The 13,223-nt window shown below is 57.2% G+C and carries 6 protein-coding genes and 1 pseudogene; all 7 read right to left on the bottom strand.

Annotation, left to right across the window (positions count from 1 at the left end; genetic code table 11):
• Positions 1–559, bottom strand: a pseudogene (locus B0B52_RS18350) (RHS repeat domain-containing protein); the annotation flags it as partial.
• A 66-nt stretch (positions 560–625) separates the two neighbouring features.
• Positions 626–4,489, bottom strand: a complete 3,864-nt coding sequence (locus tag B0B52_RS18345) for a SpvB/TcaC N-terminal domain-containing protein (RefSeq protein ID WP_077595118.1) — start codon at positions 4,487–4,489, stop codon at positions 626–628.
• Between the two features lie 43 nt (positions 4,490–4,532).
• Positions 4,533–7,343 carry an FG-GAP-like repeat-containing protein gene (locus B0B52_RS18340; protein WP_168173590.1) on the bottom strand — a complete coding sequence of 937 codons (2,811 nt, stop codon included), beginning with the start codon at positions 7,341–7,343 and terminating at the stop codon, positions 4,533–4,535.
• 239 nt (positions 7,344–7,582) lie between these two features.
• On the bottom strand, positions 7,583–10,018 hold the full coding sequence (locus B0B52_RS18335; RefSeq protein WP_077595116.1) for an FG-GAP-like repeat-containing protein: 2,436 nt from the start codon (positions 10,016–10,018) through the stop codon (positions 7,583–7,585).
• A gap of 503 nt (positions 10,019–10,521) precedes the next feature.
• Entirely contained in the window at positions 10,522–10,803 is a 282-nt protein-coding gene (locus B0B52_RS18330) for a transposase (protein WP_217349814.1), read from the bottom strand.
• A gap of 556 nt (positions 10,804–11,359) precedes the next feature.
• The gene (locus B0B52_RS18325; RefSeq protein WP_077595115.1) at positions 11,360–11,788 is read right to left on the bottom strand and encodes a hypothetical protein; all 429 of its coding nucleotides are present in this window, start codon (positions 11,786–11,788) and stop codon (positions 11,360–11,362) included.
• Between the two features lie 5 nt (positions 11,789–11,793).
• On the bottom strand, positions 11,794–13,223 hold a 1,430-nt coding region (locus B0B52_RS18320; RefSeq protein ID WP_305790790.1), incomplete at its 5' end, for an RHS repeat domain-containing protein.

Raw genomic sequence — 13,223 nt, 5'->3', positions numbered from 1 at the left:
AGGTAATCGTTGCGCCTGCAATCGGGCCGGGGCAGCTCATGCCGGCGTCGGTGCACAGTTGGTAGGCCCAGGTGGTATACGTTGCGTCGGCGCGGGTTTCTTTGGTCTTCCTGCCGAAGCCGTCGTATTCCCACAGGGTAGTGAGGCCGTTGGGGCCGGTCAGGCTGGTGACGCCGCCGAAGCGGGGGTCGTAGGTTTTGCTTTCGCTTTGGCCCAGCACGTTGCTGGTGCTGATGGGGAAGCGGCCGTCGGCGCCGAAGCTGCTGCTGGCTGAGCGGGCCGTCGTGGCGCTGGCGATGGCGTAGCCAGTGGCACCGGCGCAGGCAGAGGTGCTAACACTGTTCTTATTGCCGTACTGGTCGTAGCTGTGCGTGGTCTGCAGGCAATCATTCGGGCTGTCGGGCTCGACCACTTCTTTGATCAACAAGCCGCTGGCGTCGTATTCGAAACTACTGCTCCGCACTTTGGTGTCGGCCTGGGCCAGCGGGCTCCAGAGGCCTAGTGTTGCGCACAGTAGGGCTGCGGTCCAGAGGCGCTGCTTGTTGATGTGGTTGTTCATATTCATTCTCCCTGCCTTGTAACTTTTACAAATTCTTTTAAACATGGTGTTTCTCGTTCACTGCGCTCAGTTCACGGGGCCTTTAACCTGCGTCGAGTTATTGCCACCCGACCAGGTGACTGTGCTTGCGTTGAGTTTGATGGCGTTGCCTGCTGCGCCGGGTGTGCCACCTGTTGCGGTCATGCTGTACGACGATCCGTCATAGGTGAAGGCTCCTCCACCGACTGCACCGCTTGCGCCGTAAGCTCCACCGGCGCCACCACCACCGCCCCATCCCGAGTGGCCGTAAATGGGGTTGAGGTTAAAGCCTGAGTTGCCGCTTCCTCCGTCAGTACCGCCGGCAGCGCCATTGCCACCTGGGCCGCCCTGCGGGCCGCCGCCTCCGGCAACACCGCCAACGCCCCCTGCACCTCCCGCAGAGCCAGCACCGCCGCCCGCACCGCCACCGCCCGCAGTGTCAAACTGCGGGTAGTAGGTGTAGCTGCCGGCGCCGCCGCCGCCACCGCCTCCGCCTCCGTAAACGTTGCCGCTGGTGTTGTCAAGGCTGACATTCACAGTCAGCTCAAGTGCCGTCCCGCCTTGGCTTCCCGGGTTGCCATTAGCCCTGGCAGAACCGCCTGCTCCGCCATTGCCGCCAGCGCCGATGATGCTGCCCTTGTTGATGATCTGGATGGTGCTGCCCGCAGGCAATGCGCCCGTTGAGAAAGCCGCTTGAGCTGTCGAAGTTGCGGATACCGTCACGCCTGTATTGATGGTGACCACCGCGGTGACCGCCTGCGTCGGGTTGCCCAGCGCTTGCGCCAGGTTGTAGTTGCTGGTGTTGGCTGCGATGGTCAGCGCCGCTTGATAGGTGAAGGCACCGGCAAGCGTTGCGATGGCGCTGCCTTGCGTTACCTGCAGGTCTTTGGTCCCGGCGCTGTTTGCCGGCGAGGTACAGCTGATGACTGTGCTGCTGGATACGACGCAGCCAGTGGCGGCTATGCCCCCCAAACTAACTGCCGCGCCCGAGACAAACCCCGTGCCCGTAACAGAAAATACCGTGCCTCCGGTGGAGGGACCCGCTGAAGGGCTGACGGATGCCACCCACAGCGCTGTCGGTGGAGGGGATGGCGGCGGAGGTGTGGTTGGTGTGTCTGGCCCAATGCTGGTAACAGTGGCCTTCTTCAGCCGCCCAAGAATCCAGCTGCCACCGGTGGTGTTGGCCGGCCAGTACTCGTTGGCCGTGGTCTTGCTCGAGCCTTCGCTGTTGCTCACCGTGATCTGGGTCGGGTCGCCGTACTGGGGGTTTTGGCCGTACACGTAGCTGGTGGTGCTGCTGGGGTACGGGGTGCCGCTCAGGTCCCAGCTTTCTTCCACGCTTTGGCTGGGGTACACAAAGATGCTGGTGCCAGCAGAGCCAGGGCTTTGGGCATAAGTATTGATGGTGCGTTTGAGCAGGCCGGCGTTGCCTGAGCCGGCCAGCCGGGTTTCGTTCTTGGTCACACTCCCCGTGAAAGGATAGGTCTGGTTGAACTCGGTGTAGCTTTCTATGTTGTTGGCTACGCTCTTTGACTTCATCCAGCGAAAGCCCAGGGAACCTCGGCCCGTACCCTGCTCTGCTTTCAGGCCGCCGTAGTTGTATTGCACGGTGTTGACTCCGCCCAGGCCGTTGCTGGTGGCTATCGAGGTCACTAAGTATTGGGGGTACTGCAGGTCTATCTTGGGGTACGCGGCTGCGTTGGTGCCAACGTCTTTGACATAGGACGCATCAATGCTCGCTGCAAGCATGGTCTTGTGGGTGATGGTGTGCACCGCGCCAGAGCCCGTGCTGACGGACTTGGCAATGTCAGAGGGGCCGTGGGCAAACTGGGATACGTAGTGGTTGCCCGGGGCGCTGTGTGCCCAATAAACTTGCCTACCATCGCCAAACAGGTCTGTCATCTGCGAGCGCTCAAACGTGCCATGGGAATACCATGAAAAGTTTTGCACGGTGCCGTCCGGGTTCACGCGCGTTGCATAGTGGTTGCTGCCGCTGCGCGTCCAATAAACCTGCCGTCCATCGCCAAACAGGTCCACCAGCTGCCACCCGTCACTGCCGGTACCATGCCCGCCAGACCACTCCCAGCTTTGACTGGTGCCATCGGGATTGAGCCGTGTACCCAGGTGAGTACCACCGCTGCGCGTCCAGTACACCTGCCGCCCCTCGCCAAACAGGTCTGCAAACTGCCACCCGTCACCGTGAACACCGTGTCCGCCCGACCACTCCCAACTTTGCGTGGTAACGGCCTGGGTAATTTCATCCCGTTTCAACCCGGTGGCGAAGTGAGTACCGCCGCTGTGCGACCAGAATATCTGCCGTCCATCTCCGAACAGGTCTGCAAACTGCCAGCCGTCAGCATGGACGCCGTGGCCTGGACGCTCCCAGCTCTGGGATGTTCCATCCTCATTGAGCTGGGTGAAAGAATGCGTTCCCCCACTGTGCGTCCAATACACCTGCCTTCCATCGCCAAACGCATTGACGAACTGCCAGCGTTCGCTAACGCCAAACCCTGACCATGTCCAACTCTGGGAGGTTCCATCGGGGTTGAAGCGTGTAGCGTAGTGCTGGCCGCCACTGTGAGTCCAGTACACCTTGCGGCCATCGCCAAACAAATCAACCAGCCGCCAGCCATCACTGCCGACACCGTGTCCTGACCACGTCCAGCTCTGTGAAGTGCCATCTGCGTTGAGGCGGGTGGCATAGTGCTGGCCTCCGCTGTGCGTCCAATACACTTGTCGCCCATCACCGAACAGGTCCGCCATTTCCCATCCGTCGGCGCCCGTTCCGTGCCCGCCAGCCCACTCCCAGCTCTGGACTGTCGCATCGGGGTTGAACCGTGTGGCGGCATGAAGGCCTTCGCGTCGCGTCCAGTACACCTTGCGGCCGTCACCAAACAGGTCGGCAAAGGCCCATCCGTCAGGTTGTGCCCCATGGGCAGACCAGTTCCAGTTCCAAGGCTCGGTGGTGATGTCGTTGTACGCAATACTGAGAGGAGCCATGCACCCACCGGTAGCCGCGCATTCCTTCACCGCAGCCAGGCGTGTGCGAGCTGTTGAGGCGCTGACCTCAAAGGTCATCTGGTAGTCTTTCACCAAATTGCCATTGAGGTAGGTCTTGATGCCTTTCAGCCGCTTGTCCAGCCGCATTGCGCTGGTTTGTACATAGCGCGGGTGAATATCGGTACGCGCCTCGTACGCAAAAGCAACGGACGCGGCCCCTCCTGCATAAGCGATGCTGGTGGGCTCAAAAGAACCCGTCGCATTGTTTTCGTTGTAAGCCAGCGTCATCACGTTGCCTTTGGCGTCGGTGACTGCGGCAAGCGCCCACGTCAAGATGGCGTTTTTTCCTTGGGCTTCAATCCGCGAGTCAGCGGTGCTGCCAAAGTCCAGAGTCAAGCCGGCTTTGGTCTGCACCTTGAAGCTCAAGGGGCCTGTGTAGCTGGCGTTGGTGGAGTTGTCTCCGCCAACAGCAGTGATATTTGAAAAGCTATCGAGCTCAGTGCGGTACACGCTATCAGCAGCGCCATAGCTGCCGCCGGCCAAGATGAGTTTTTTTCCATCCAGACAAAAACGGTCGCTGGCGGCGAGATTGACACCTCCGCGCATGCCTTCTGTCGCCATTATTTTGGGGCAACGGGTGATGGAGGAGAGTCCGCTCAAGCTCCAGCCCATGCCCAGCAAGCCATTTCCACTTTGGCTGTTGTACTCCAGCGAGAGTTGGGGTTGCATGCCGGCTACACCGGGGGGCACCTGGATGGGGATGGAGTAAGTCGCTGCGCCGGACTCGTTGACGCTGAACTGCCCGGGAGTGGTGCCTGCTACGGTGGTCTGGGCCAGGACTGATCCTGCGGTCAGTGCTGTGCCGAGGCTCAGAGCCATTCCCATCAACACACGGCTGTATCTGTTATTCATTTCCTCGCACTCCCGCTTGTTGTACTTTTATATTTGTTTTCTTTTACGGCTTGACGCTTGTAACGCTGGCTTTCTTGAGCCGGCCCAATATCCAATTGTTGCTGTCAACCGGCCAGTATTCGTTAGCTGTGGCTTTGCTTGAGCCTTCGCTGTTGCTCACCGTGATCTGGGTCGGGTCGCCGTACTGGGGGTTTTGTCCGTACACGTAGCTGGTGGTGCTGCCGGGGTATGGGGTACCGCTCAAGTCCCAGCTTTCTTCTACGCTCTGGCTGGGGTAGACAAAGACGCTGGCTCCTGCGGAGCCCGGGCTTTGGGCATAGGTGTTGACAGTGCGTTTGAGCAGGCCGGCGTTGCCTGAGCCGGCCAGGCGGGTTTCGTTCTTGGTCACATTCCCCGTGAAAGGATAGGTCTGGTTGAACTCTGTGTAGCTTTCGATGTTGTTGGCTACGCTCTTTGATTTCATCCACCTAAAGCCCAGGGAGCCTCGGCCTGTGCCCTGCTCTGCTTTTAAGCCGCCGTAGTTGTATTGAACCGTGTTGACGCCGCCCAGACCGTTGCTGGTGCTTACCGTGCTGACGACGTATTGTGGGTATTGCAGGTCAATCTTCGGGTACACCGAGGCGTTTCCTGCACCGTCTTTGGTGTAGATCGTGTTGTCGGTGAGCGGCCTGAGCTCAATACTGGTTGTAGCGCCCAGCCCTGAGGTAATGGTTGTGAGGCGATTCGACTGGGAGGTTGATAACTTGACATACATTCTGTCCAGGCCTGACCCATAGTTATACGCACACAGTTGATCGGCCAACCCATCTCCGTTGACATCAACCATCTGTGACAACTGACAACTCGACATGTGGACGCTGGGCGCGGTAGCCGGTCGCCAGTTTTGCCAGTCGGTAAACATATTGCCCTGACTGAGTCTTACGAAAGTGCTGTCCCACCCTGACCCGTAGTTGTATCCGCACACCTGGTCAGCCAAACCATCACCATTGACATCGGCCATCTGAAAAAGTTGGCACATTGCCAAGTACAAACCTGGTGCAGGCGGCGCACTCCACGTCTGCCAATCGGTGAACGCAAGACCTTGGCTCAGCCTGACAAAAACTCTGTCCATGCCGGAGCCATAGTTGTAGGCACACATTTGATCGGTCAAGCCGTCGCCGTTGACGTCAACCATCTGGAGCAACTGACATTGGCCCATATACATGCCCGCTACGGGGGGCGGCGTCCAGGCTTGCCATTCGGTGAACGCATCGCCCTGGCTCAATCGCACAAAGGTGCGGTCCAATCCTGACCCGTAGTTGTAGGCACACACCTGATCGGCCAAGCCATCACCGTTCACATCTGCCATCTGAAACAACTGGCAGCTTGCTATGTGAATGCCGGCCGTGGGGGGTGGGCTCCAGGCTTGCCAGTCGGTAAACGCGCTACCCTGATTGATGCGAACAAAAACCCTGTCGAGGCCTGATCCGTAGTTGTAGGCACACATCTGGTCCGTCAGTCCGTCGCCATTGACGTCCACCATTTTCAAAAGCTGACATTGAGCCAGATACAAGCCCGGCGCGGGCGGAGAACTCCAGCCTTGCCACCCTGTCAATGCATTTCCTTGGCTCAGCCTGACAAAGACCCTGTCCAGGCCCGACCCGTAGTTGTAGGCACACACCTGATCGGCAAGACCATCGCCATTGATATCCACCATTTCAAGCAATTGGCATTGCCCCATGTAAAGGCCCGCGACTGGCGGATCGCTCAGGGCTTGCCATTCCGTGAACCCACCGGCCTGGCTCCATTTGATATAGGTGCGATCCAGGCCTGACCCGTAGTTGTAGGCACACACCAGATCAGCCAGGCCATCGCCGTTGACATCGGCCATCTGGAGCAACTGGCAACTTGCGATGTAAACGCTGGCGGAAGGTGGTGGGTTCCAGGCCTGCCAATCCGTCAAGGAATTCACACTGTTGTTCCAGGCCAAATTGGTTGACTGCAAACAGTTTGCCGCGCCTTGCCCATCACACTCAACGACGCTTGTGAGTCTTGAATGGTTGTTGCTGCCAGCCTGGTCATGCAAAAACCGGTACTCCCGAACCACCGCTGATCCGGCGTAGACCTGGATGCCGGTCATGCGCTTGGTAAGACTAACCACCGAGCCAACTTTGTACCCGGTCGCTGTGTCTGGCCTGGGCTGGTAGCTGAATGTCACTTTGGCGGACGGCACCAAACCAGCAGCATCGTTGCCGGTGTAGTCCATGCGGCTGATATAGGCCTCGCCGTTGCCGTTGTCTTCTACATAAGTTGCGGTCAGGTAGTTGCCCTTGATGTCTGCAATTTTGTTAACAAACCAGGCGCCGGCCGTGGGCTTGCCCTGAGCTTCAATTCTGGAGTCTGCGGTGTTACCGTATTCGACGGTAAGCCCCGCCTTGGTCTTGACCACGAATGACGACGGCCCGTTGCCTGCCTGCCCGTTGGCGGTAATTTTGCTGAAGTTTTCTTTCTCAACACGGTACTCACTGCCAGCCTCTCCGTAAGCACCGCTCACCAGCAGCAGTCTTTGCCCCTCCATACAGAAGCGGTCGTTCATGTCGTAGTTGACACCACCCCGCACGCCGTCTTGGGCCATGGTTCTGGGACAGCGAGTGATGGCTGAGAGCCCGCTCAAGTTCCAACCCATCCCCAGCAAGCCATTGCCACCCTGGCTGTTGTATTCCAGTGAAAGCCGGGGTTGCATACCGGCGACGCCGGGTGGCACTTGAATGGGAATGGAGTAGGTGGCCGCGCCTGACTCGTTGACGCTGAACTGGCCGGGCGTGGTGCCGGCGACCGTGGTCTGCGCCGAGGCTGGCTGTGCTACCAGCGCCATACACAGCATGACACCAGGCAGCGCTTGTTTGTATAAATGCCTCAGCCTCATGCCCCGCCCTGTTTTTTATTGCTGTGAAATTTGACTGCCGCGATGCTACCAAGTCCGGACAGCGTTTCGAACACTGTTTGCAAAAAATGTTTTCCCATCTCCTCTATTTGCAGGAGGTGTCGGCTGTCGATAACAAAAAACTGAGAACTAAAGAAGCACTCAACCGCGTTCGGCCTTGTTATATGTACTTATGGCTTAACGCTGGTAACGCTGGCTTTCTTGAGCCGGCCCAGTATCCAGTTGCCGCTGCCTGTGTCGGCTGGCCAGTATTCGTTGACTGTAGTTTTGCTCGAGCCTTCGCTGTTGCTCACCGTGATCTGGGTCGGGTCGCCGTATTGCGGGCTCTGGCCGTAGACGTAGCTGGTGGTGCTGCCGGGATACGGGGTGCCGCTCAAGTCCCAGCTTTCTTCCACGCTCTGGCTGGGGTACACGAAGACGCTGGCTCCTGCGGAGCCCGGGCTTTGGGCATAGGTGTTGGTGGTGCGTTTGAGCAGGCCGGCGTTGCCTGAGCCGGCCAAGCGGGTTTCGTTTTTGGCGACCGTGCCGGTGAAGGGGTGGTTCTGGTTGAACTCGGTGTAGCTCTCTATGTTGTTGGCCACACTTTTGGATTTCATCCACCTGAAGCCGAGCAATCCTCTTCCTGTGCCCTGCTCTGCTTTCAGGCCGCCGTAGTTGTACTCCACAGTGTTGACGCCGCCTACGCCGTTACTGGTGCTGACCGTGCTGACTACGTATTGCGGGTATTGCAGGTCTATCTTGGGGTAGACCGAGGCGTTGGGTGCAACGTCTTTTGTGTAGACCGTGGTGTCGGTCAGGGGTCTATAAGTTATGGAGGTGGTTGCAGCCAGGCCTGAGGTCAAACCCGAAAGTACATCAGGAACTCCAACTGTATTTGATGCCGATATCACGTGCAGTCCGCCAGAATTGGTGGAGGTCACCACCAGATCACTCCTGCCATCTCCGTTGATATCAAGCAACTGTGTGATCCACCCTGCGAAGCTGTCCGCCCGAAGTGTGTTGGTCACCAGAGGTTCAAACGTCCCATCACCGCGGCCCAAGCCGGTGATCACGTGCAGCCCACTGGTGCCGGTGGAGGTCACCACCAGATCGCTCCTGCCGTCTCCGTTGATATCAAGCAACTGTGTGATCCACCCTGCGAAGCTGTCCGCCCGCAGTGTGCTGGTCACCAGAGGTTCAAACGTCCCATCACCGCGGCCCAAGCCGGTGATCACGTGCAGCCCACTGGTGCCGGTGGAGGTCACCACCAGATCGCTCCTGCCGTCTCCGTTGATATCAAGCAACTGTGTGATCCACCCTGCGAAGCTGTCCGCCCGAAGTGTGTTGGTCACCAGAGGTTCAAACGTCCCATCACCGCGGCCCAAGCCGGTGATCACGTGCAGCCCACTGGTGCCGGTGGAGGTCACCACCAGATCGCTCCTGCCGTCTCCGTTGATATCAAGCAACTGTGTGATCCACCCCGCAAAGCTGTCCGCCCGCAGTGAGCTGGTCACCAGGGGCTCAAACGTCCCATCACCGCGGCCCAAGCCGGTGATCACGTGCAGCCCGCTGGTGCCGGTGGAGGTCACCACCAGATCGCTCCTGCCGTCTCCGTTGATATCAAGCAACTGTGTGATCCACCCCGCAAAGCTGTCCGCCCGCAGTGAGCTGGTCACCAGAGGCTCAAATGCGGTCACACGGTCATGCCATGCAAGCACCGCCGGCCGCAAGCACGTCCCTGTAGAGTCGCATTCAGTTATCGTTTTGAGTCGTGATCTATGGGTTCCGGCGCTGACTTCATAGACAAACTTGTAGTTTTTGATGGGTGTGTTGGTATCGGCAACAAAGCTCTTGATTTCCAGGAGTCTTCTGGGAAGAGTAACTTTGCTACCAGCGAGATAACCGCTTTGGATATCGGAGCGTGATTCATAGCTGAAATTCAACGAATTTGGCGCATTCATCGCCCCATAAGTAATGGTTGTCAATTCAAATGAACCATTCACATGGTCTTCTGCGTAGCTCAGACTCATCTCGTTATTCTTGACGTCGCGGATCTTGCTGAGTGACCACACCATGACCGTTGTCTTACCCTGCGCTTCAATTCGGGAGTCCGCCGTGTTCCCCAGCTCCATCGTCAAGCCAGCCTTGGTTTGCATGGTGAAGTAAGCCGGGCCATTGCCTGCCGTGCCGTAAGCGATGATCTTGCTGAAACTCTCACGCTCGGTGCGGTACTCGGAGTTGGCTGCACCATACGTACCACTGACCAGGATCAGCCTCTGCCCGTCCAGGCAGAAGCGGTCGTTCATGTCGTAGTTGACGCCACCCCTGACCCCGTCCTGGGCCATGGTTCTGGGGCAACGGGTTATTGCACTTAGCCCGCTCAGGTTCCATCCCATGCCCAGCAAACCATTGCCGCCCTGGCTGTTGTACTCCAGCGAGAGTTGGGGTTGCATGCCGGCCACACCGGGCGGCACCTGGATGGGAATGGAGTAGGTGGCTGCGCCGGACTCGTTGACGCTGAACTGGCCGGGGGTGGTGCCGGCTACCGTGGTTTGTGCAAAGGACGGGCTGCTCGCTGCCGCGCACAACACAACGCCCAGCAGTGCCTGCTTGTATGGATGCTTCATTGCTCCCTCTGCCTTGCTATTTATGGTCACGCCGAAATTTTGTTTGAGACGATGCTACCAAAGGCAGATGGTATTTCATAACGCTTTGGACATTGAAGAAATAGTTTTGCTCTCCCCTATTTGAAGGAGGCGGCAAGTCAAGGATGCAATAAAGGAGCGCATGCTTTCTTTAGCTTTTGATGCGCGACCCGATCCGAATTGGTTGAGGCTTGACAAGAGGAGCCTGAAGCGGTCGAAGCCCTTGTTGCGCTATTGAATTCGTAGCTACTTGCGCCCGTGTTTACTGGGCTGGGGGCTTGTTTGATGTATGAAAAGTGGTCGTGATCAGCGGTTTGGCTCGTTTTCATGCATCAAATCGGCTTGTAGCCCTTTTGCCGCCTACTTATTCAGCTATTGAATGTGTAGCAAACTGATTGGGCTATCAACTCCAACTGATGCGAGGTGGGTTGCGGTGCCTGCTGGAATGCAAGACCTGACCCCATTCCCCTGTTGAAACACGCGCCTCACGTGGCAGTGTGCGCGGTTGACCTGCTGGGTGTATACCCCGTTGAGTTGGCGCATGCCCGCCGACAAATTGCTTCAGGTGTTTGCACCAACAGGTGGTAGTGGTTGCTCATCAGGTAGTAGGCCTGCACCACCCAGTTAAAGCGCTGGCATACCTGGCCCAGCACCGCGAGCCATGCCTGGCCGTCCGCATCGGTGTGAAAGATATCTTCGCGCCCGTCCCCGCGGGAGGTGACTTGGTACAGGGTTTGAGGGAATTCGAGACGTAGTGGGCGGGCCATGAAGAGTCATTTTTTTGCGTGGAATGTTGCAATGCAAGACCTGACCCCGAATTTCCCCTGAGCGGCTAAGGGGTTGCAGGTGGCTTTTTTGTTTTAAGAATTACGAGGGGAACCGGGCTACAGCTCGCGTATGGATGGCGTAAGGTGCTGCCGCAAAACGTCATTGCACCTCACTTAGAGGGTGCACCCACCGTGCAGTGCGAAGCCTTTTTTTTGTCCCGCTTCATTTTATCTTCGAGCAATGCACCCGTACAACTTGCAACCTTCGCGCCCCAATCAGCAGATTCTTCTTTCGACCTAATTAGGTCAGGCATTCTTTTCTTAACCTCCGTCAAGCAAATTTGGGTAGCGGAATGCACCGCGTCCCGACACTGCTGTGCCGTCAACGAGAAACACTGACGGAAATACCAATCTTCTCTGCAAATAGACCCCGGGAGACTGGTCTCAACGATATTGGCCCACTGTGATTGGGTTAACTCTGCGCCGCAAACCTCAGAAGCAAGCACCGTGTAGCCAACTATCAACGCACCAACCCATTTCGTTGGCATTGACCTCATTAATGACAGATTTTCGAGACAGGGTGAAGCGGGAAACCATCTTGTTGAAGATTCCCAAATTTTGCAACGACGCCCATTGCGGTTGTCTGCGGTGGCAATAAAAAAATATCGAAATTTCTCTCTATCTGCGCCTTAAGCGGCCCCTTCTTGTCCGAGCTCCAAGGATAGTGCTCCAACGTCTTTGGCACTTGGTAAACGTACTCGCACTTTCCAACGCTCAGACGGATCATCCACATTTGCGCATCCCCAGGGTAATCGAACTGAGCAAACTGCCCTGATTCAACCGCAATATTTTTGTCATTTAGCCGCACCGTAAGCAATTCGCCGACATTATTGAATAGGGCAATTTGCAGCTTAAGTGAACAGCCATTAAGAGCTGTCACGACCACCAACAGTGCGATCAATCGAAGTGATAGAAGTTTCATCATTATTATTACCACGGCTTTGATGGATGTTGTTGCGGGCCTCGTTCATTCCAATTTTGAGGAGCATGCCAGGCACCCCCAAACAACAGACCCGCCAAACCACCAAGAATATTCGATGGAAGATAGAGTGGCCCTAAAAGTTGCCCCTGATAGGTATGCTGCATTTCATGAAGACCCATTCGATTTCCATCCGCTGCCAAATCGTTCGGGCTCCCACCAAAAACCTGCACGTTGCCAAGCGTGATGGCACCCAAATGACCGAATGGGTTATTTGTAAATTGAATTGCGTTGTCACCAATAATAATACCCGGCGGGAGCGCTTGAAAGCCAAGCTCATAAGCTCCCCGGCCTACGACGTAGCCTATCGAGCCGTACACGATCCCGATTGCCGTGTTTGGTGAATTCCATACCTTCCCCAAGACATCGAGCGCAGTACCGGAACCGTCTCTCTGCGTTGGGTCAGACTTACGTCCCATCGCCTGACCAAAGAGATATTGAACCCCCATAGACACCACTGCATTCTTCGCTCCGTCGGAACAACTGCCACCATTAATGCTGCCCGCAGCGCAACTTGCAATGATCGAGCCCATGGCCCCATAGCCTGATCCCAAAGTTCCAATCGCGCCAGCCACCGCACCGCGCCCGCAATCCCCCCCGCTCGCAGCTGCACCAACGCAACCGATGACCATGGCACCTAACATGCTATCGCCGTAGGTATAGGAGGCATAAGTTATTGCCCCAGCCTTAAAGGCCTCCGACATAGACCCTGTCCCCTGATATGCATAGTAAGAAGACCAAAGCGCAGCACCGCAGCCACCGCAGAACGGCGCTGTGAAAAACGTCACCACTGCCTGTCCAGCCGTATAAGCCCACTTGTGGGTCATGACGTAGTTGTCGACCTGCTTCTGGCCGGGCTGCGCTGCGATCAGGTTGAAGGCATTTTTTGGCGTAGGCGCGGCGATGTGGCTAATCAGTGCCTTGAAGAAGCTCTTAAAGCTGAAGTACCCACTCGGATCCGTAAGCGCCAACGGATTGTTCATCACATAGGTGTAGCGGTTAAAGCTCTGCAGATTGCTCGGATCCTGAATGAAAGGATCCGCACTCATGAATCGCCCGATGAGCGGGTCATAGATGCGCCCGTTCATGTGAATGACGCCCATCTCGTCCAGATGCTCATGCATCGTGTAACCCCGGTCGGTGTTGAAACCGACGATGGAGTCCAGCACGTCCGGCGTGCCGTTGACGAAACGCCGCTTGCCCCAAGGGTCAAACGCCATGCGTTCAATCACGGCCCCGTTCTCGTCACTGACGGCCACCATGCTGCCCAGGTGGTCGTGGTGGAAGTAGTTGGTTGCCGTAGGCGCTGTGCTGCCCAAGGTGCCGGTACGCTGCACAAACATGGCAAACACCAGGCCGCCGGCGCTGACGTAATGCTTGT

Source organism: Polaromonas sp. A23 (genome assembly GCF_002001015.1).
Lineage (GTDB): Bacteria > Pseudomonadota > Gammaproteobacteria > Burkholderiales > Burkholderiaceae_C > Polaromonas.
This window is presented reverse-complemented; position numbering and strand designations above follow the sequence as displayed.

Coding starts and splice junctions, on each gene's coding strand:
- B0B52_RS18345 (WP_077595118.1), bottom strand. CDS start 4,489: ATGAATAACAGATACAGCCGTGTGTTGATGGGAATGGCTCTGAGCCTC.
- B0B52_RS18325 (WP_077595115.1), bottom strand. CDS start 11,788: ATGATGAAACTTCTATCACTTCGATTGATCGCACTGTTGGTGGTCGTG.
- B0B52_RS18330 (WP_217349814.1), bottom strand. CDS start 10,803: ATGGCCCGCCCACTACGTCTCGAATTCCCTCAAACCCTGTACCAAGTC.
- B0B52_RS18335 (WP_077595116.1), bottom strand. CDS start 10,018: ATGAAGCATCCATACAAGCAGGCACTGCTGGGCGTTGTGTTGTGCGCG.
- B0B52_RS18340 (WP_168173590.1), bottom strand. CDS start 7,343: ATGGCGCTGGTAGCACAGCCAGCCTCGGCGCAGACCACGGTCGCCGGC.